This window comes from Phytohabitans houttuyneae (assembly GCF_011764425.1).
Classification (GTDB): domain Bacteria; phylum Actinomycetota; class Actinomycetes; order Mycobacteriales; family Micromonosporaceae; genus Phytohabitans; species Phytohabitans houttuyneae.
The window spans coordinates 2,092,866-2,112,598 of sequence record NZ_BLPF01000001.1 but is presented as its reverse complement, the minus strand read 5'-3'; the positions used below and the strand labels follow the sequence as shown (position 1 = coordinate 2,112,598).

Sequence of the window (19,733 nt, the reverse complement as noted above, 5' to 3'; positions counted from 1 at the left end):
TCAGAGGCTGATCCGCCCCGCGCCGGCGCCGCCGGACACGATGGACTTCACGTTGCACGCGGTGTCGAGCTGGTACGAGTACGGGATGCCGGCCACGCTGCCACCGGCTTGCCCGCTGCCCGAGTTGACGAAGCAGTTGTTGCGGGCCACGAGCGTGCCCGGGCCGGAGTCGCCCTCGCCCAGGTGGTACGGGTCGTCGGTGTTCTCGAAGTAGTTGCCCTCGACGAGCACGCCCGCGCCCTCGGTGGACGCCACGCCGTAGCCGCCGACGTTGCTGTAGAGGTTGTTGTAGACGTGCACCGGGTTGCCGAAGCGGACCCGCGGGTGGCGCTGGTTGGAGCCGTCGAACCAGTTGTGGTGGTACGTCACGCGCAGGTGGCCACGATCCTGGCTGGCGTTGTCGTCACTGTGGCCGAGCAGCATCGACTTGTCGTGGCCGAACACGCGGTTCCACGAGACGGTGATGAAGTCCGAGCCGCGCTTGATGTCGACAGCACCGTCGTACCCGCTGGTGAAGCTGTTGTGGTCGATCCAGATGTTGGTGGCCGACTCCTGGACGTTGATCGCGTCGTCGTCCCAGCCGCGGAAGGTGAGGTTGCGGATGATGACGTTGCGGTCGCCATTGATGTTGAAGCCGCAACCGGAGATCGTCGCGCCCGAGTTGCCGATGATGGTCTTGTTGGACCGCACCCGCAGCATGCCGGAGCAGGAGATCGTGCCGGAGACGCGGATGACCGAGGCACTGGTGGAGCCGAGCGCGCTGGTCAGTGCGGAAGCGGAGGTGACCGTCGTGGTCCCCGCGCCGCCACCGCCGGAGGTACCACCGTTCTGTGTGCCCCAGCCGACCAGGCCGGTCTGTGGCGGGTTGTTCGGCGGGGAGTGGTGGGTGGTGCGGGGCTCGTGCCCGGCGTCGTCGGGTTGGTGCCCGGCGTCGTCGGCGAGACGCTGCCGGTGCAGGCCGTGCCGTTGACCGCGAAGCTGGTCGGTGCCGGGTTGGAGCTGTTGTTCCACGAGCCGTTGAAGCCGAAGTCGGCGCTCGCGTTGGTGGCGAGGTTGCCGTTGTAGCTGGCGTTCCGGGCGGTGACCTGGCTGCCGCTCTGCGTCACGGTGGCGTTCCACGCCTGGGTGACGGTCTGGCCGGCGGAGTAGGACCAGGTGAGCGCCCAACTCGTGATGGGGTCGCCGAGGTTCGTGACGGTCACGCTGGCACCGAAGCCGCCGCCCCACTGGTTGCTGACGGTGTACGTCACCCGGCAGCCGGCCGCGGCCTGCGCTCCGGTGGCGACGATGACGACGCCCGCCGCGGAGAGGGCTGCGGCGGCGGTCGCTGCGGTGAACAGGGCGATGCGACGCCGTGTTCTGAACATGCTGTCTCCTGGGCTTCGTGTTGCGGGGGCCCTGCCCAGTTGCCCTCGCGAGGATCGTGGGAACTCATCCGGCTCAGCGCCTCCAGCCCGGAGGTAAGCGCTTTCCCATAAAACCACGGATCGGGGTGCCACTCAAGAGCATCGATGAGTAGAGCTGGGTCCACGCCCCGGCGGTGTTCCACTCTCCCAACCTGCGCCAGCTGGTCATCCCGCAACCGAAGCCGAGCTGCTGGGGTCGGAACTCCCAGTGGATGCCCGTGTGCACTACGAAGAGGACGCCGTGCGGAACCGGCGCGGCTTGTCCGGCAGCAACGGCTCGACCCGCTGCCCCAACCCATCCGGAACGACCCACGGCGGCCGTTCACCACGACGCATGCCCACGAGGCCGACCCGCCAGCGGCGGCATGGCACCACCCACCAGGTTCACCCCATTGCGTCAGGAACTCCAAGAACTCAGACGCCTGCAGATCAGGGCGCAACCCAGCTTGAGCAGGGCTTCGTGGAGGTCGTCGCGGATCTCCCTCCGCTTCCCCAGCCCGGAGCCGCGTTTGCCGCGGATCGGCGGGATGGTCTGCATTAACGAGACGAAGCTGGGTGACGTCGTTGCGGTTGCCGCCGATCAGCAGCACCGCCAACGGGATTCCGCGGGCGTCGGACTCCGGCCGGGTTTGGGCCGCCCTTGAGCGCTCGGACATGGCTGGAGTCGACCACCACCCGGGACAAGTCGAGTTACCCAGCCGCCTGCAGTACCTCGTGCAGGCGTTGCCACACACCGGCACTGTCCAGTCGCGCAGCCGTCGCCCGCAGGTCGTCCCCCGCGGCCGAAGCCGAACGCGTTGGGCAGCCATTCCCTACGGATGCCGGTGAACAGGACGAACAAGATGCCGCACAACACTTTGCGGTCATCGACCGGCCGACGACCAGGGCCCGAACGAGCCGATTGCTTCGGCAGCAACGGCTCGATGCGGGCCCAGAGGTCGTCACCGACCAGCCAAGGCTGGGGGTCGCGCTTCCTCATGTCACCGACGACGGCTCACCCAAAGATCACGCCATGCCGACGCCCGTGCCAAACCCCGAGACTTCGCCCTGGCCTCGCGAGCGCCCGTGCCGGACCCGAAACACCGCGTCCGGCACGGGCCGTGGTTCGCCGGAAGCCCGGCGAACCACGGTAGTCACCGCACTATGCGGTCGCCGTGCAGTTACCGCCATTGAGACGCACGTTCGCCGGCGCGGTCGCGGCACCGTTCGCCGTGAAGCCGATCGTCACCGAACTGCCCGCCGGCAGCGACGGACTCCAGGACGGCGCCGCCGCGGTCACGGTGGTGCCGCTCTGCGTCACGGTCGCGTTCCACCCGCTGCCGAGCGTCACGCCGGCCGGCCAGGTCCAGACGACGCTCCACGGGTTGACCGCGTTGCCCGTCTGGTTCCGCACGGTCAGGTTGCCCTGGAAGCCGCCCTGCCAGGCGTTCGTCTGCTGGTACGTCACCTGGCAGCCGAGCGGCCCGTTGGTCGTGGGCGGCGGGCCCGTGGTCGGCACGCCGGTCGTGGGTCCGCCGGTGGTCGGCCCACCCGTCGTCGGCCCACCCGTCGTGGGTCCGCCGCCGACCGGTGCGATCAGGTACGGCTGGAGGATCGCCTGCTTCTCCGTGTTGATGTTCGTCCAGTCGTCGAGCGCGATGCCGCCCGTGTCACCCGAGTTGGGGTTCCACGACCAGTACGTGAAGGACATGCCGTTGACGCCCGTGCCGGTGTACCGCATCAGCTCCTGCAGCCACACCTTGTCCTTCGGGTCGGCCAGCGTGCTGCCGAACTCGCCCATCATGATCGGCGCGACGTTCTGCTTGTACAGGTAACCCCAGAAGCCGTCCCAGATCGCCGGCAGGTTCGCCGGGTAGTTGGGCTCGTCGAACCAGTCCTGGTGGTACACCGAGATCGCGTACTCGTGCGGCGAGTACACGAGGCGGTTGGCCACGTTCAGCCGTACCGGGAACTCGCCCGCCTTGGACAGGTTGCCACCCCACCAGCCGCAGCTCTCGTCGTTGCTGGGGTCGCCGTCCCACACGTTCGACAGGCCACCGCTGGGGCAGCTCACGCCCTCCACGAAGATCAGCCAGTTGGGCTGCACGCCGAGGATCGCGTTGCCGGCCCGCTCGGCCGCCAGCCGCCAGTCACGCGTCTGCACGCCGCAGCCCCAGCAGGCGCCGGTGGCGTTGGGGTTGGTGCCGTCGGCGTGCGGCTCGTTGTGCAGGTCCGCGCCGATGACGGTGGTGTTGCCCGCGTACCGCCGGGCCAGCATCTGCCAGTCGCTGATCCAGGTCGCCTCTGACACGGTGGGGGTGTACCAGAGCGCCGACTGCCCAGCCGACGTCGGGCGGTGCCGGTCGAGGATGACCCGCATGCCCTTGGTGCCGGCGTAGTCGATGACCTTGTCGAGGATCTGCAGCGGCGAGTTGCCGACCAGGTCCGGGTTGACGAAGTCGTTGATGCCGGTCGCGGTCGCACCGGCCTTGAGGGCGTCGTTGGAGTAGGGGATGCGCAGGGTGTTGTAGCCCAGGCTGGCCATCTTGTCGAGCTGGCCGCGCCAGGGGTTGTTGGACCACAAGCCGTGGAAGGTCTTGTTGTCCGTCTCCATGCCAAACCAGTTGATGCCGGTCAGCCGGACGGTCGCGCCGGTGCTGTCGACAATCTTGTTGCCGTTGGTGCGCAGGTAGCCGGTGCCGGTACCCGCCGCGAGCGCCGCCGGTGCCATGGCGATGGCGACGAGGAATCCGGCGGCTGCGGCGGTGGCGACGGCAAGGGCGCTCGCGAGCGCTCTGCGGGACATTGCCAGGTCTCTCCGTTCAGAGGGAATGCAGCGTCAAGGAAAGAACGTTGCCCTGGCTCCGCCGCCCATTCTTATCCCTGTAAATGTCCTCGTCAAACCCTGTGTTGCCCAGGTCGCGCCGCCTGCGAGGCGTTTTGTCGCGCTGCTCCCACGGTGCGCATTGCGCCGCCCAACAACCTTCGAGCATTCCGCGTCCGCGGCGAGTTTCTCTTTTCGACCAATTCCAAATAATTGAGCTACCGCGATGTCCGTTGTGGTCCGGACCGTTGCTCCCGCCGCCTCACCCTCCGCGGTGGGCAAGCACCCCGGCGCCGCCGGAGGTGAAAGGGGTGAGGGCTCCCCGACCCGCCGCCGGAGAGCCCTCACCTCATTGGGAGGAGGAACAGCTACTGGCGCGTGCCGGCCCCCACCGGCTCGCGGTCGGGCGCGGGCTGGCCGTGGCCGCCCGGTGCGTCGCCGTGGCCGGGCCACCACGCCTTGTGACCCAGCAGCGCGGTCAGGCTCGGCACCAGGAACATCGACATCACGAACGCGGAGATCGCGATGCCGATCGAGACCGCGAAGCCCATCTCGCTCAGGAACGCGATGCCGGCCAGCATCATCGAGGCGAAGGTGCCCGCCAGGATGAGGCCCGCCGAGGCGACCGAGGGGCCGCCGTGCTCCACCGCGAGGTCGGCGGACTTGCGCGGGTCGTTGCCGAGTCTCGCCTCCTCGCGGAGTCGGGCGATCATCAGGATGTTGTAGTCGGTGCCGATCGCCACCACGAAGAGGTACAAGATCGTGGGCAGCATGAACGACAGGCCGGGCCGGTCGCCGATGCCCTGGAAGACAAGCACCGTGGCGCCCAGCGTGCTGAAGAAGCCGAGCACCACCGCGAGCATCAGGTAGATCGGTGCCACCACGGCCCTCAGCAGCAGGGCCAGGATGATCGCGATCAGCACGCCCGCGACCGGGAAGATGACCCGCAGGTCGCGGTCGTTGGCGTGACGGACGTCCGCGAAGATCGAGCTGGCCCCGCCCACGTACGCGGTGGTGCCTGCCGGCGCGTTCGCGTGCGCCACGTCGCGGAGCTCGCCGCCGGCGAGGTCGAGCGCCTCGTTCGAGTACGGGCTCGTCGCGAGCAACAGGTTGATCCGCGCCGCCGAGCCGTCCTGGCTCACCGCCGCCTGTGCGCCACCGCGCGCCGGCATGATGCCGCCGACGCCCGGCGTCTCCTTGAGCTTCGTCGCGAACTGGTCCAGTGTCGCCGTGTCGAGCCGCCCGCCGTCGCTGCGCAGGTACACCGTCGTGGGGTTGAGCGCGCCCGCCGGGAAGCCGGCCTGCAGGTCGCGGAAGCCCTGTGACGACTCGGTGTCCTCGGGCAGCTGGCTGGTCTGGTCGTAGTCGGTGGCCATGCCGAGCGAGCCGAGCGCGAGCGCGATCATGAAGAGGCCGGAAGCGGCCGCCACCACCGCCGGCCGGCGGCCGACGAACCTGCCGACGGCCTGGAAGGCGGTGCCCTTCGGCACCCGCTTGTACGACTTGGACGGCCAGAACACGCGCGGACCGAGCAGCGACACCACCGCCGGCACGAGCGTGACCGCGGCGAGCGCCATCACCGCGACGGCGATGGAGAGGCCGGGGCCAAGGCTGCGGAACGCGCCGAAGATGGCCAGCAGCAGCGCCATGAACGCGATGATGATCGCGGCCGCCGCCGAGGCGATCACTTCGCCGACCCGCGAGACGGCGCTGACCAGCGCTTCCTTCTTGTCGTCGCCGGCGCGCAGGCGCTCGCGGTAGCGGAAGAGCAGGAAGAGGATGTAGTCCGTGCCGACGCCGAACAGCACGATCGTCAGGATGATCTGTAGTGACTGGTCGACCTGCAGATCGGTGGCCTTGGCGACGAGCGCGATCAACCCCGGCGAGATGGCGCTCACGATGCTGACCGTGACGATCGGCAGGAGCGCCGCGATGGGGCTGCGGTAGATCACCAGCAGCAGCAGGATGATCAGGACAACCGTGGCGATACTGACGATGGTCAGCGCGTTTTCGAAGGCGTCCTGGTTGTCCAGCTGCATCGCGACGTCACCGGTCACCGCGAGCGTGAGCGGCGTACCGGCGATCATCGGCTTGACCGTGTCGCGGATCCGCTGGACGGAGTCGAGGGTCTTCTGGTCGTCGGCCAGCCCTGGATGCCGATGGTGATCAGCTGGACCTGCTTGTTGGGGGAAAGGGCCTCTGGTCCGGTGGCGACCCCGGCGACCTTCTCGATGTTGGCCGACTGCACCGCGCCGGCCAGCTCGCCGACCTTGGCCTGGTCGGCCTCGGTCAGCGGCTGGCCGTCGGTGCGGCGTACGACAACGGTCGCCGTGGAGTCGCTGGACTGCGAGAACTTCTCTTCCGCCAGCTCCTGAGCCTTGACCGACTCGTAGCTGTTGGGCAGGAAGTTCGCCTGGTCACCGGTGGTGACGTCGGACAGGGTGGGGGCGAAGACGACGATGCCCACCGCCGCGATGATCCAGGCAAAGATGACCTTCCACGGGTTGTAGACGACGAAGCGTCCCAACCGTTCGAACATGACTCCCCCTCAGTCGGCCGAATCCGGTCCTTACCGTCCGGCAAGTAGATGTCTACCTGCCGCACGGTAGATAAGATCTCAGCGTACGGCAAGGACTTTCTGGGCGTATGACCAGGCTCGCAGGATGATGATGCGGGAGGCGCGCTGAGAGCCTGCTGAGAGTGCGTAACGCGGACGTTGCTGGGTACGATCGGCGCGCTGAGGAGGTGCGAGACCGTGGTCGCAGATGACACCAAGGCCCGGATCCGTGCCGTGGCGATGGAGCTGTTCACCGCACAGGGATACGAGCAGACGAGCCTGCGTGAGATCGCCGACCGGGTCGGCATGACCAAGGCCTCGCTCTACTACCACTACCCGTCGAAGCAGGCGCTGCTGATCGCGCTGATCGAGCCGCTCGTGGAAGAGTGGCGGCGCGAGGTGGAGGCGGCGGAGCAGGAGCCGAACGACCCGGCGAGCGTGCGCGTCGCGCTCGGCCGCATCCTCGACACGATGATCCGCCACCGCGACGCGTGCGCGATCGTCATGCGCGACACCCCGGCGCTCGCCTCGGTCAAGCCGATCCTCCAGGAGATGGTCCAGGTCGGCACGCGACTGCACACCTGGCTGGCCGGCCCCCACCCGACCGAGATCGACCGGATCAAGGCCGTCGCCGCCTCCGAGGTCCTCGGCGGCGCCGTCTCGTCGGTGGTGACGATCGCCGAGGTCTCACCGATCGTCCTGCGCCAGACGCTGCTCGACTGCGCGATGGGCGTGCTCGGCATGAAGCTGCCGCCCGAGCCCTCCGCCCCCGTGGCCAGCCAGCGCGTCCCGGTAAACCAGCGCGCCTGAGCCCCACTCGCGCTGCTCGCGCCGGTCCGGGTCCGCAGCGGCGTGACATTCAGGAATAGAGCTGCCGCGATGCCCGCCGTGGTCCGGACCGTTGCTCCCGCGGCCTCACCCTCCGCGGTGGGCGCGCTCATAACGACGCCGGTGATCCTCGTGTGCAGGACATCGCGTGGGGGGTGGTCGTCGGGTGTGGGAGCGGACACCCCCGCCGCCGATCGTGGGCTGGGCGCAGAGGTGCGCCCAGCTTGAGAGCGTGCGTGCGCGGCAGCCCGGCCCGACTCGACCCGCGGCGCGGCCTCACGGAGGGGTGACGCAGCCCAGCCCCGCGCAACGCCCCGGTCACCGCGGCACCAGTCACCGCTCAACGTCACCTGCTGCCGTCGGCTCGGCGACGTGGAGGTCGTGATCGACGCGGCCGGTGTGAAACGGCGCGACCCGCCGCGGGCCGGGGCCTGCGGCGGGTCGTGTGGTGAGGTGGGGAGCGTCAGCTCGCCTGCTCGGCCAGCTTCAGGAACTGCCGCTTCGACTCGAGCGCCTTCTCCGCCTCGCGGATCCGCTTGGCGTCGCCGGCCGCGCGGGCGCGGTTGAGGCGCTGCTCGGCCTCGGCGACCTGCTCGCGCATCTGGGCGAGCAGCGGGTTGGCGGACGGCTCGGTGCGCCGCCACGCCGACTCCATCGCCTGGCGGACCTTGTCGTCGACCGCGCGGAGGCGGCGGTCCAGGCCGGCGGCCGACTCGCGGGGCACGCGGCCGGCCTCGTGCCACTGGCCCTGGATCTCGCGGAGCTTGGCCTGCGCGGCGCGCGGGTCGGCGTCGACGTCGAGCGCCTCCGCCTCGGCCAGCAGCGCCTGCTTGCGATCGAGGTTTCCGCGCTGCTCGGCGTCGCGCGCCGAGAAGACCTCGCTGCGCCGCGTGAAGAACGCGTCCTGCGCCGCCCGGAACCTCTCCCACAGCCGCTGCTCGGCCTCCTTCGAGGCGCGGGGCGCGGCCTTCCACTGGGTCATGAGGTCCTTGAGGCGGGCGGCCGTCGGCGCCCAGTCGCTGGACTCGGCCAGCTGCTCGGCCTCGACCACCAGCTCTTCCTTGGCGCCCTGCGCCTGCTTGCGCTGGGCGTCCAGCGTGGCGAAGTGGGCGCCCCGCCGCCGGGTGAACGAGTCACGCGCCGCCGCGAACCGCTTCCACAGCTCGCCGTCGGTCTTCTTGTCGACGCCGCGGATCGTCTTCCACTCGTCGAGGATCTCCTTGAGCCGGTCGCCGGCCGTCTTCCAGCCGGTGGACTCGGCGGCGAGCTTTTCCGCCTCCTCGACGAGCGAGGTCTTGCGGGCCAACGCCTCCGCGCGGGCCGCGTCGCGGGCCGCGCGGGCCTCGCCGGCCTTCTGCTCGGCCAGGCTGGCCAGCTTGTCGAGGCGTGCGCACAGCCCGTCGATGTCACCGACCACGTGCGCCTCGGCCAGCTCGGTGCGGAGCCGGCGCACGCTGGCGAGGGAGTGGGCCGCGTCCGCGGCGCCCGAGTTGAGGCGGGCCTCGACGAGATTGACCTCGGTGACCTTGTCGGCGAACCTGCGGGCGAAGTGGGCCAATCCCTCCTCCGGCGGCCCGGCCTGCCACGACCCGACCACTCGCTCGCCTTCGGCCGTCTTGACGTACACCGTGCCATCGGCGTCCACTCGACCGAAGGCGGTCCAGTCGCTCATGTGCCCATCCTCGTTCTCCCGGCGCCGTCGGGCGGGGGTTACCCGGCGGCTACCGCCACAGCGCAGTATGTTTGCAGCGGAGTATCTCTCGGCATTGTCACAGGTCCAACCCGGTCCGCGTCGAGCGCTAAACGTTGACCGTGACCATACGGTGTCCTTGGTCGCCTTGCGCCTGTCACAAACCCACCGCCAGAAGGTGCGGTGACCCCACCGATACGGTGTCCTCGTGCCATTGGTCGCTGCAGCGGTGTGTCCGCATCCGCCCATGATCGTCCCAGAACTGGCCAGCGGTGCGGCTGCGGAACTCGAGCCGCTGCGTGCCGCCTGTGACGTGGCGGTGCGCCGGCTCGCCGCATCTGGCGCCCGGTCACTGCTGGTCGTGGGTAGCGATTCATTGACGGTGGACTATAGCTCTCCGGTGCGGGCCTCGTTTGCCCGATGGGGACTGCCCGAGCCTCCGGGGGAGCCGCCATCGTTGCCGCTCAGCCTGTCTGTTGGCGCGTGGCTGATCAATCGGGCGTTCGTCCCGGTTCCGGCGTTCACCCGGCGTTTCGTCGCGATTGCGGATGGTGCCTCTGTCCAGGAGTGCGCCGATCTCGCCCGCGCGTTCGAGCCCGACGGCCCGTGGGCGTTGCTCGCGATGGGCGACGGGTCGGCCTGCCGGGGCACCGCCGCGCCGGGGTACGACGACCCGCGCGCGCTCCCGTACGACAAATCGGTCGAACGGGCCCTGGCTACCGCGGACCTCGCCGCCCTGCGCGGCCTGGACCCGGTGCTCTCCGCCGAGCTGCTTGTCGCCGGCCGCGCGCCGTGGCAGGTGCTGGCCGCGGCCGCCGAGGGCGGGACGTGGCGGGCGACGATGGAGTACGCCGACGCGCCGTACGGCGTGGCCTACTTCGTGGCGACCTGGGAGCGGGCGTGAGCGTCGTCGCCGTCGTGGGGCCGACCGCCGCGGGCAAGTCGGCGCTCGGCATCGCGCTCGCCCACGCGCTCGGCGGCGAGGTGGTCAACGCCGACTCGATGCAGCTGTACCGCGGCATGGACATCGGCACGGCCAAGCTCACCGTTGCCGAACGCGAGGGAGTGCCGCACCACGTCCTGGACATCTGGGACGTGACCGAGCCGGCGAGCGTCGCGGCGTACCAGCGGGTGGCCCGCGCGGCCGTCGACGACGTGCGGGCGCGCGGCCGCGTGCCGATCCTGACCGGCGGCTCAGGGTTGTACGTGCGCGCGGTGCTGGAGGAGTTCGAGTTTCCGGGCACCGACGCGGAGCTGCGCGCCGAGCTCGAGGCGGCGTTGGCCGCCGGCGGGCCGGCACCGCTGTACGAGCGGCTGCGTGCCGCCGACCCCGCCGCGGCCGCGAAGATCCTGCCGACCAACGGGCGGCGCATCGTGCGGGCGCTGGAGGTGATCGCGCTGACCGGGGCGCCGTTCACCGCCTCGCTGCCGGACCCCAAGCCCTTCTACGACGCGGTGCAGATCGGCGTCGACCGCGACGACCTCGCCGCGCGGGTGGAGGAGCGGGTGGACGTGATGTTCGCCGCCGGGCTGGTCGCCGAGACCGCGGCGCTCGCTGAGCGGGGACTCAGGCAGGGGCGGACGGCGAGCCGCGCGCTCGGGTACCAGCAGGTGCTCGCCCACCTCGCCGGCGAGTACACGCGCGAGGAGGCCCGGGACGAGACCGTGCGGGCCACCCGCCGCTTCGTGCGGCGGCAGCGCACGTGGTTTCGTCGTGACCCGCGAATCACCTGGCTGGACGCCACCCGCCCGGATCTGGTCGATGCCGCGCTGGACCTTGCGGGATGATGGGTGGCGTGCGATTCCTGAAGGGCCACGGCACCGGCAACGACTTCGTCATCCTGCCGGAGGGCACGCCCGAGCTGACGCCCGAGTTCGTGGCCGCGGTCTGCGACCGGCGGCGCGGCATCGGCGGTGACGGCGTGCTGCGCGTCGCGCGGTCGTCGCTGCCCGGCGTCGAGTGGTTCATGGACTACTGGAACGCCGACGGTTCGCTCGCCGAGATGTGCGGCAACGGCGTCCGCGTCTTCGCGCGCTATCTCGCCGCCGCCGGCCTCGCGGCCGGCACGGTGCCGATCGAAACCCGGGCCGGCGTCGTGCGCGCGGTGATCGGTGAGGAGACCATCAGCGTCGACATGGGCCTCCCCAAGGTGTACGGGGACAGCAGCGCCCGGGTCGGCGGACTGGAGCTGCCCGGCGTGGCGGTCGACTGCGGCAACCCTCACCTCGTGTGCGCGCTCCCCGCCGGCCTGCCGCTGGACTCGCTCGACCTGCACGTGCCGCCGGGACACGACGAGGAGTTCTACCCGTCCGGGGTCAACGTCGAGTTCTACGTTCCCGTGGATGAGGCGCACGTCCGGATGCGGGTGCACGAGCGCGGCTCGGGGGAGACCCTGTCGTGCGGCACCGGAGCGGTGGCCGTGGCGGCCGTCGCGCTCGCCGCTTCCGGACGGGATACCGGGGCCGTGACCGTCGACGTGCCGGGTGGGCGGCTGACGGTGACGTTCGACGGTGCGGAGTGCCACCTCGCCGGACCCGCGGTGATCGTGGCTTCGGGCGACCTTTTGCAGTGACCTCTTGATCGATGTTGGTCCAGGTGCCAGACTGCACGCTTGGGAACGCTCCCACTGACCCTGATCTATCTCGTTCGTGGAGGTCTACCGATGCGCTGGACCAGCGGTGTGCTGCTCGGTGTCGCTGTGCTGGCGTTCGCCACCGGCTGCAACGGCCCGCAGGGGGACAACGCCGGCCCGCCCGGCGGCACCTCCGGAACGTCCGCCCCCGCCCCGGTCGAAGGCACGCCCGTGCCCAACGGTCCGAACGTGCAGGAGGCGCTCGACGTGGCCAACAAGCAGTTCACGCTGCTGGCCGAGGGCAACTGGGCAAGCGCGTGGGGCCAGTGGACCGAGGCGGCCAAGAAAGAGGTACCGCAGAAAGCGTTCGAGGCGGTCAACAAGGCCTGCCCGGTCCAGAAGGGGCAGAAGATCGAGCTCCAGGACGTCCGCCCGGTCAGCATGGAGCTTGTCGAGCTCACCTGGCGCCAGGGCGAAAAGGTCGGCCACAGCTCGCTGCGGCTGACCGGCGGCAAGTGGCTCTACGAGCCGGCGGGCGACACGCTGGTCGAGTACGCGGGCGGTGCCGACGCGGCGATCGCCAAGCGCAAGTCGTCCAACCAGTGCCCCTCCGCCTGATCTCATCGCTCGGTTGATCAGGGACTTGGTGTGGCGCCACGCCCACCTACTCCCTGATCAACCGCTCCCTGATCAACCGCGAGAGGACGGGGCGGCGTCGCGGACGGCCGCGGCCACCGCGGTGGAGACCCGCGCGTCGAAGACGCTGGGGACGATCACGCTCGGGTTGATCTTTTCCTCGCCCACCACGTCGGCTATCGCCCGTGCGGCGGCCAGGGCCATCTCCTCGGTGAACTCTTCCGCGTGGGCGTCCAGCATGCCGCGGAAGACGCCGGGGAAGGCGAGCACGTTGTTGATCTGGTTGGGCTGGTCGGAGCGGCCGGTCGCCACTATCGCCGCGTGCTTGCGGGCCTCGCGCGGGTCGACCTCGGGGTCGGGGTTGGCGAGCGCGAACACGATCGCGTTCGGCGCCATCCCCGCGATGTCGTCACCGGTCAGCAGGTTGGGCGCGCTCACGCCGATGAAGACGTCCGCGCCGCGGATCGCGCCGGCCAGGTTGCCCGCGTACCCGCTGGAGTTGGTGTGCTCGGCCAGCCACCGGTGGCTCTCGCTCAGCCCGTCGAGGTCGCGGTGCAGCGCACCCGGCCGGTCGTACGCGATGATGTCGCCCACTCCCCGCCGCAGCAGCAGCTTCATGATGGCCGTGCCCGCGGCCCCCGCCCCGGAGACGACCACCCGGACGTCCGCGAGCTGCTTGCCCACGACGCGCAGCGCGTTCGTCAGGGCGGCCAGCACCACGATCGCGGTGCCGTGCTGGTCGTCGTGGAACACCGGGATGTCCAGCTCCTGCCGCAGCCGCGCCTCGATCTCGAAGCACCGCGGCGCGGCGATGTCCTCCAGGTTGATGCCCCCGTACGCCGGGGCGATCGCCCGCACGATCCGCACGATCTCGTCGGTGTCCTGCGTGTCGAGCACGACCGGCCACGCGTCCACCCCGCCGAACCGCTTGAACAGCGCGGCCTTGCCCTCCATCACCGGCAGCGCGGCCGCCGGGCCGATGTTGCCGAGGCCGAGCACGGCGCTGCCGTCGGTGACCACGGCAACGGTGTTGCGCTTGATGGTGAGCCGGCGCGCGTCGGCCGGGTTTTCCGCGATGGCGAGGCAGACGCGCGCGACCCCCGGCGTGTACGCCCGGGAGAGCTCGTCACGGTTGCGGAGCGCGACCTTCGAGCTGACCTCGATCTTGCCGCCGAGGTGCAGCAGGAACGTGCGGTCGGAGACCTTGTGCACCTCGACACCGGGCAGCACCTCGAGCGCCTTGACCACCTGGTCGGCGTGGCCCGAGTCAGCGGTGTCGCAGGTGATGTCGACGGTCACCCGCACGTGGTCGGAGTCGACGACGTCGAGCGCCGTGACGACCGCGCCGGCCTCGCCGACGCACATCGTCAGCCGCCCGATCGCGGACGCGTCGGCGGTGACGCTCACCCGGATGGTGATGGAGAAGCCGGCGCTGGGGAGGCGAGTCGTGGGCACGCGTCCTTTTTACTCCGGCGGCGGGTGGGTATTTAACCCAGGTGCGTTCGGCGCGCGGGCGTGACACCATGGAAGGCCGGACCAATCGGACACTCACCAGGGAGACCAGCTTGCAGGACGTCGTTCTCATGAGCGAAGACGCCACGACCGGCGAGCTGGAGCTTGAGGACCGAAACGCACTGCGCCGTGTCGCCGGCCTTTCGACCGAGCTCGCCGACGTCACCGAGGTGGAGTACCGGCAGCTGCGACTCGAGCGCGTAGTGCTGGTCGGCGTGTGGACCGAGGGCTCGGTCACCGACGCGGAAAACTCGCTCACCGAGCTTGCCGCGCTCGCCGAGACCGCCGGCTCGCAGGTGCTCGAAGGGGTCATCCAGCGGCGCGGCCGCCCAGACCCCGCCACCTACATCGGCCGGGGCAAGGTCGACGAGCTGGGCTCCGTGGTCGAGTCGAGCGGCGCCGACACGGTGATCTGCGACGGCGAGCTCTCCCCGTCCCAGCTGCGCAACCTTGAGCAGCGCACCAAGGTCAAGGTGATCGACCGCACCGCGCTGATCCTCGACATCTTCGCCCAGCACGCCAAGAGCAAGGAGGGCAAGGCGCAGGTCGAGCTCGCCCAGCTTGAGTACCTGCTTCCCCGCCTGCGCGGTTGGGGTGAGGCGCTGTCCCGCCAGAGCGGCGGCAGCGGCCGTGGCGGCGGGGCCGGCGGTGGCGTGGGCCTGCGCGGTCCCGGTGAGACCAAGCTCGAGACCGACCGCCGGCGCATCCGCACCCGCATCTCGCGTCTGCGGCGTGAGATCAAGGGCATGCGCACGGTGCGGCAGACGATGCGCGCCAGCCGCGCCCGCAACTCGATCCCCGCGATCGTCATCGCCGGATACACAAACGCGGGCAAGTCGAGCCTGCTCAACCGGCTGACCGGTGCGGGCGTGCTGGTCGAGGACGCACTCTTCGCCACGCTCGACCCGACCACGCGGCGGGCCGAGACGCCCGACGGGCGGGTCTACACGCTCTCCGACACGGTCGGGTTCGTGCGGCACCTGCCGCACCAGATCGTCGAGGCGTTCCGCTCCACGCTGGAAGAGGTGGCCGAGGCCGACCTCGTCGTGCACGTGGTCGACGGGGCACACCCCGACCCCGAGGAGCAGGTGCGGGCGGTGCGTGAGGTGCTCGCCGAGGTGGGTGCCGACACGGTGCCCGAGCTGCTGGCGGTCAACAAGATCGACGCGGCCGACGAGGAGACGCTGCTGCGCCTCAAGCGCACGTGGCCGGACGCCATCTTCGTCTCCGCGCGCACCGGTCGGGCCATCGACGACCTTCGCGCTGCGATCGAGGCGCGGCTGCCGGTGCCGGCGGTCGAGCTGTCGGTCGTCGTGCCGTACGAGCGGGGAGAGCTCGTGGCCCGCATCCATCGACGGGGTGAGGTGCTCTCGGCGAGCCACACCGACCGCGGCACGGAGCTGCACGTGCGGGTCGACCAGGCACTCGCTGCGGAGTTGGCGCCGTTCGTGCACGCTGAGTGACGAAACATAGCGTTACACACATGGTGCGCGCGGCGTGCGACACTGATCTGATGCGTCGTTTGGTGTCCTCGGTGGTGGTTGCGCTGGGCCTCGTCGGCACTGGCCTCGCCTTCCCGGCGCCCGCAATGGCGGCTGGCAAGAAGGTCTGCACCATCGAGGACTCCAAGCTCGACGAGCTGTCGGGTCTCGTGGCCACCAGCGGTGGCTACATCACGATCAACGACAGCACCGACTCCTCCAGCCGCAAGCGCGTCTTCTACCTCAGCGGCAAGTGCGCCATCACCAAAAACGTGCAGTACACCGGGGGTGGCCCGCGCGACACCGAGGACCTCGCGGTCTCGCCCGACGGCAAGACGCTGTGGATCGCCGACACGGGTGACAACCCGGACGCCAGCGAGCGGCGCAGCAGCGTGGCGCTGTGGACGATGCCGATCGGCGGCGGGACCCGGCCGGTGCTGCACCGCGTGGCGTACCCGGGTGGCAAGCACCACGACGCCGAGGCGCTGCTCATCGGTGCCGGCAACGCGCCGATCATCATCACCAAGGCGGCGGGCAAGGCCGAGCTCTACAGCCCCGCCGCGGCGCTCAAGGCCGACAACGAGACGCCCGTGCCGCTCAAGAAGGTCGGCGAGGTGGCGCTGCCGAAGACGGAGACCGACAACCCGTTCGGCGCGATCGGCCGGCTCACGGTCACCGGCGCGGCCCGCGCGCCCGACGGCAGCCGGGTGGTGCTGCGGACCTACGCGGACGCGTTCGAGTACGACGTGACCGACGGCGACGTGGTCAAGGCGCTCACCACCGGCGAGGCGCGGGCGACCCCACTCACCAACGACCAGTTCGGCGAGGCCATTGCGTACAGCCCGGATGGCAAGACCTTCCTGACCGTCTCCGACCTGGGCAACCTCGGCCAGGACGCGAGCAACGACATGTTCCGGTACACGCCGTCCGCCAGCAAGCCGAAGGAGCCCGTCACCGCCGGGGTGCAGGGCGGTGGAGGCGGTGACACGGGCCGTTCGTGGACCGACGACCTGACGATCGGCGACATCACGTACATGGTGGGTGCCATCGGCGTGATCGGCGCGATCATGGTGGGCGCCGGCGTCTTCGGCATCCTGCGCGCGCGCAAGCGCATGGCCTCCGAGCCTCCGCTCAAGGGCGGCCTGCGCGACACCCCGTCCGGCTCGATCGGCCGCCAGCCGGTGCCCGGCGCCTCGGGCGTGGCCGCCGCGTCCGCGCCGGTCGACAAGGCGTTCGGGTACGACGAGGCGAGCTGGGACCGCAGGCCGGGCGGCTACGACGACGGCTACCGGTCGGGGCGCCCCGACGACGACTACCAGCCCGCCGGTACGTCATACGGGCCGGCCCGTCCATCGTCCTCGGGCGGCGGTGTCTACGGCGGCGGCGCCAAGAAGAGCGGCGGAAGTGTGTACGGCGGTGGCGGCGGCAACGTCTACGGCGGCGGCCAGGGCCGGGCGCCGCAGGAGGGTCCGCCCCCCAACGGCGGCGGGACCTACTCGTCGGGCGGTGTCTACGGCCGTCCACCGGCCGGCGGCATGTACCCGCCCGACGAGGGCTACTGACTGAGCTGGCGCGAGGTCACTTCACGCGCCGGAGCACGGCCACGACGCGGCCGAGGATCGTGGCGTCGTCGCCGGGGATCGGGTCGAAGGCCGGGTTCTGCGGCATCAGCCACACGTGCCCGTCCTTGCGGCGGTACGTCTTGACGGTCGCCTCGCCCTCGATCATCGCGGCCACGATCTCGCCCGCGTTGGCCGTGGGCTGCTGGCGCACGACCACCCAGTCGCCGTCGCAGATCGCCGCCTCGACCATCGAGTCGCCCTTGACCTGGAGCATGAAGACCTCGCCCTCGCCGACCAGCTCGCGCGGCAGCGGAAAGACGTCTTCCACCGCCTGCTCGGCCAGGATCGGCCCGCCGGCGGCGATGCGGCCCAGCATCGGCACGTAGGCCGGTGTGGGGCGGGCCGCGCGCGCGGTCTCGTCGTCGACAAGGTCGCTGGGCGGGCGCACGTCGACGGCGCGGGGACGGTTGGGGTCGCGGCGCAGGAAGCCCTTCCGCTCCAGCTCCTTGAGCTGGTAGGCCACGCTCGACGGGGAGACGAGCCCTACGGCCTCACCGATCTCGCGCACGCTCGGCGGGTAGCCGTAGCGCTCCACCCAGTCGCGGATGAACTCGAGGATGCGGCGCTGCCGCGCGGTGAGGTCGGCGGTGACAAGGTCGGGGAAGGAGCTCACCACCGGTGTGACGGCGCGCAGCGCAGGCGCGTCGGCGCTCCGGGAACGGGCCGGGCTGCGCCGCCGCGCACCCGCCGTCGCTGTCGCCTTGGCGCTTTTCTGCTGGGTCGGCGCTTGCCGCCCGCCTCGCTCGTCGGTGGCCACGGGTCTGTCCTCCCTGGTCGCGGTGCTGCGTCGCGGTGCGCAGTGGTGCTCGTCGCCCCGACCGGCCGCCTCTTTGTGGGGATAGTGCCGCGGTGCCCCGGATCGGTGGACTCACCGTAACGGCAAGATTGGCCAGTTTCAAACATCTGTACGACCTGCGTGTCGGCGTGTCGCGCGTCGACTCTCGACATCGCACAGATGTTCTGGTAGACCATCGTACGTCCGTTCGATCGAACTGCCGTTCGACCAAGGGTCGTTCCAATCGATGGGGCCGGTATGCACACGATGGAAGCACAGGTCGCGATGGGTGCCCGCGGCATGAGCCGCACCCGGGCCGTGCCGAGCGCGCCAGCCGTGCCCGGCCTGCTGGAGCTGGCGACCGCGGCCGGTGTGGTGCCCACCCGCTCCAGCACCCGTGCCGCCCGGCCGAGGCTGCGGCTCACCCGGCGGGGGCGGGTCGTCATCTTCGCGTTCTTCCTCCTGCTTGCCGCGCTGGCGGTCACGCTCGCCGCCACCGCCTCCCGTGCCGCGGACCCGTCCGGCCCCGCCGCGACGACGGTCGTGCAGCAGGGCGACACGCTCTGGTCGATCGCCGACCGCCACCACCTCAAAGGCGAGACGCGGGTGGTGATCGAGGAGATCCGCCGGCTCAACGCGCTGGAGGGCTACACGGTCTACGCCGGTCAGGAGCTCAAGCTCCCCGGCTGATCGGCTATCACGCCCACCCCGGCGGCCGGGCGATCACGGTGACCGTTTCCCGGCTCGCGGCCGCCGATCCGGCCAAGCGCAGGGGCGTGCTCGTCACCACCGGCGGCGGGCCGGGCGAGCCCGGCGTGCCGCTGCCGCTCCAGCTCGCTCACGGCCACGCGGGACGCCTCGGTGCCGCTGTCCAGCGCGGTGGCCACCCGCGACGCCATCCGCGGTGCCCGGCTCGTCGCCGTCGACCGCCGGACGCACGTCCCGCTGCTGAGCGGCCAGGCGAGCGAGTGCACGCGCGCGGCGGTCACCGACTACCTGTGGCCGGGCGCCTGCCCGCCGCCGACCTGCCCTGCTGACCCCGTCGACGGGTGCTGAGAGGCACGCCACTGCGACACCCAAGCGGCAGGAGTGGCGTTGAGCTTGCGTCAGGGCGTCCGCTGGCCTAACGTCGAACCCCTAGATGTAGTAGTTACAAGGGTGTAAGTCGTCCACAGGTTGGGGTTCGCTCCACACAGCTTTCCCACACGTCATACACAGCCGTGTCCACAGGTCGTGGCGGTCGGCTGGGCATCGGCGTGCGCGGAAGTTGTCATACGGCGGGCATAGCCTTGGGTGCTGAAGGGAGGTGTGTCGATGCGCTGTCCGTATTGTCGGCACGCCGACTCCCGGGTCGTCGACTCGCGCGAGGCAGACGACGGTCAGTTGATCCGCCGCCGCCGGGCCTGTCCCGAGTGTGGCAAGCGGTTCACGACCGTCGAGGAGGCGGTGTTGGCCGTCGTCAAGCGCAGCGGGGTGACCGAGCCGTTCAGCCGCACCAAGATCAGTGGCGGGGTGCGCAAGGCGTGCCAGGGGCGGCCGGTCGACGAGGACGCGATCGCGCTGCTCGCGCAGAAGGTCGAGGAGACCGTCCGGGCCCGCGGCGCCGCCGAGATCCCCAGCCACGAGGTCGGCCTGGCCATCCTTGGGCCGCTGCGCGAGCTGGACGAGGTGGCCTACCTGCGGTTTGCGAGCGTGTATCGGTCGTTTGAGTCGTTGGGCGACTTCGAGCGGGAGATCGCGTCACTGCGCGCCGCCGCGGTGGCCCGTGACGGCGCTGGGCGAGTGGAGAGCGCAAGTCGCTCTCCGATGCCTGAGCCGGCCGTCGGCCGTACCCAATAGTTTGGTTTTTG

At 70.6% G+C, this 19,733-nt stretch carries 17 protein-coding genes and 2 pseudogenes; 10 read left to right on the top strand and 9 right to left on the bottom strand.

Features of this window, described 5'->3' with window-relative positions; genetic code table 11:
* The 6 genes and pseudogenes from Phou_RS09510 to Phou_RS52405 form a co-directional block, all read right to left on the bottom strand.
* Complete coding sequence (locus Phou_RS09510; protein WP_503827006.1) at positions 1-849, bottom strand: pectate lyase family protein; 849 nt, start codon at positions 847-849, stop codon at positions 1-3.
* Positions 765-1,367, bottom strand: a complete 603-nt coding sequence (locus tag Phou_RS09505; protein WP_246273454.1) for a cellulose-binding domain-containing protein — start codon at positions 1,365-1,367, stop codon at positions 765-767. The genes Phou_RS09510 and Phou_RS09505 overlap by 85 nt, the downstream gene beginning before the upstream one ends.
* 436 nt (positions 1,368-1,803) lie before the next feature.
* A pseudogene (locus Phou_RS09500) lies at positions 1,804-2,385 on the bottom strand (transposase).
* Positions 2,386-2,547: 162 nt separating this feature from the next.
* Positions 2,548-4,191 carry a cellulase family glycosylhydrolase gene (locus Phou_RS09495; RefSeq protein ID WP_173055410.1) on the bottom strand — a complete coding sequence of 548 codons (1,644 nt, stop codon included), beginning with the start codon at positions 4,189-4,191 and terminating at the stop codon, positions 2,548-2,550.
* A gap of 386 nt (positions 4,192-4,577) precedes the next feature.
* On the bottom strand, positions 4,578-5,585 hold the full coding sequence (locus Phou_RS52410; RefSeq protein ID WP_246273749.1) for an MMPL family transporter: 1,008 nt from the start codon (positions 5,583-5,585) through the stop codon (positions 4,578-4,580).
* 114 nt (positions 5,586-5,699) lie between these two features.
* A pseudogene (locus Phou_RS52405) lies at positions 5,700-6,748 on the bottom strand (MMPL family transporter); the annotation flags it as partial.
* Between the two features lie 216 nt (positions 6,749-6,964).
* Between Phou_RS52405 and Phou_RS51000 the strand changes: the two are divergent.
* The gene (locus tag Phou_RS51000) at positions 6,965-7,576 is read left to right on the top strand and encodes a TetR/AcrR family transcriptional regulator (RefSeq protein ID WP_218578902.1); all 612 of its coding nucleotides are present in this window, start codon (positions 6,965-6,967) and stop codon (positions 7,574-7,576) included.
* 481 nt (positions 7,577-8,057) lie between these two features.
* Here Phou_RS51000 and Phou_RS09480 read toward each other — a convergent pair whose 3' ends face one another.
* Positions 8,058-9,266: a DUF349 domain-containing protein gene (locus tag Phou_RS09480; protein WP_173055408.1), complete on the bottom strand. Its 1,209-nt coding sequence runs from the start codon at positions 9,264-9,266 to the stop codon at positions 8,058-8,060.
* 475 nt (positions 9,267-9,741) lie between these two features.
* Here Phou_RS09480 and Phou_RS52400 point away from each other — a divergent pair, with 475 nt between their 5' ends.
* The 4 genes from Phou_RS52400 to Phou_RS09465 all read left to right on the top strand — a co-directional run bounded on the left by Phou_RS52400 (position 9,742) and on the right by Phou_RS09465 (position 12,475).
* Entirely contained in the window at positions 9,742-10,188 is a 447-nt protein-coding gene (locus Phou_RS52400; RefSeq protein ID WP_371872094.1) for a class III extradiol ring-cleavage dioxygenase family protein, read from the top strand.
* Positions 10,173-11,072 carry a tRNA (adenosine(37)-N6)-dimethylallyltransferase MiaA gene (miaA, locus tag Phou_RS09475; protein WP_246273748.1) on the top strand — a complete coding sequence of 300 codons (900 nt, stop codon included), beginning with the start codon at positions 10,173-10,175 and terminating at the stop codon, positions 11,070-11,072. The genes Phou_RS52400 and miaA overlap by 16 nt, the downstream gene beginning before the upstream one ends.
* A gap of 8 nt (positions 11,073-11,080) precedes the next feature.
* The gene (dapF, locus tag Phou_RS09470; protein WP_173055404.1) at positions 11,081-11,857 is read left to right on the top strand and encodes a diaminopimelate epimerase; all 777 of its coding nucleotides are present in this window, start codon (positions 11,081-11,083) and stop codon (positions 11,855-11,857) included.
* A 90-nt stretch (positions 11,858-11,947) separates the two neighbouring features.
* Positions 11,948-12,475, top strand: a complete 528-nt coding sequence (locus Phou_RS09465) for a hypothetical protein (protein ID WP_173055402.1) — start codon at positions 11,948-11,950, stop codon at positions 12,473-12,475.
* Between the two features lie 72 nt (positions 12,476-12,547).
* Here Phou_RS09465 and Phou_RS09460 read toward each other — a convergent pair whose 3' ends face one another.
* Entirely contained in the window at positions 12,548-13,948 is a 1,401-nt protein-coding gene (locus tag Phou_RS09460) for an NAD-dependent malic enzyme (RefSeq protein WP_173055400.1), read from the bottom strand.
* Positions 13,949-14,076: 128 nt separating this feature from the next.
* Here Phou_RS09460 and hflX point away from each other — a divergent pair, with 128 nt between their 5' ends.
* Both hflX and Phou_RS09450 read left to right on the top strand, forming a co-directional pair.
* The gene (gene hflX / locus Phou_RS09455; RefSeq protein WP_246273747.1) at positions 14,077-15,468 is read left to right on the top strand and encodes a GTPase HflX; all 1,392 of its coding nucleotides are present in this window, start codon (positions 14,077-14,079) and stop codon (positions 15,466-15,468) included.
* A gap of 50 nt (positions 15,469-15,518) precedes the next feature.
* Positions 15,519-17,048, top strand: a complete 1,530-nt coding sequence (locus Phou_RS09450; RefSeq protein WP_173055396.1) for a PD40 domain-containing protein — start codon at positions 15,519-15,521, stop codon at positions 17,046-17,048.
* Positions 17,049-17,064: 16 nt separating this feature from the next.
* Here Phou_RS09450 and lexA read toward each other — a convergent pair whose 3' ends face one another.
* A complete protein-coding gene (gene lexA, locus Phou_RS09445) occupies positions 17,065-17,865 on the bottom strand; it encodes a transcriptional repressor LexA (protein ID WP_173055394.1) in 801 nt (266 codons plus the stop codon).
* A gap of 276 nt (positions 17,866-18,141) precedes the next feature.
* Between lexA and Phou_RS09440 the strand changes: the two genes are divergently transcribed.
* The 3 genes from Phou_RS09440 (at position 18,142) to nrdR (ending at position 19,722) form a co-directional block, all read left to right on the top strand.
* On the top strand, positions 18,142-18,573 hold the full coding sequence (locus Phou_RS09440; protein ID WP_246273450.1) for a LysM peptidoglycan-binding domain-containing protein: 432 nt from the start codon (positions 18,142-18,144) through the stop codon (positions 18,571-18,573).
* Positions 18,574-18,639: 66 nt separating this feature from the next.
* The gene (locus Phou_RS09435) at positions 18,640-18,939 is read left to right on the top strand and encodes an alpha/beta hydrolase (RefSeq protein ID WP_281365066.1); all 300 of its coding nucleotides are present in this window, start codon (positions 18,640-18,642) and stop codon (positions 18,937-18,939) included.
* Positions 18,940-19,197: 258 nt separating this feature from the next.
* The gene (gene nrdR / locus Phou_RS09430; protein WP_173055390.1) at positions 19,198-19,722 is read left to right on the top strand and encodes a transcriptional regulator NrdR; all 525 of its coding nucleotides are present in this window, start codon (positions 19,198-19,200) and stop codon (positions 19,720-19,722) included.
* The last annotated feature ends 11 nt before the right edge of the window (positions 19,723-19,733 follow it).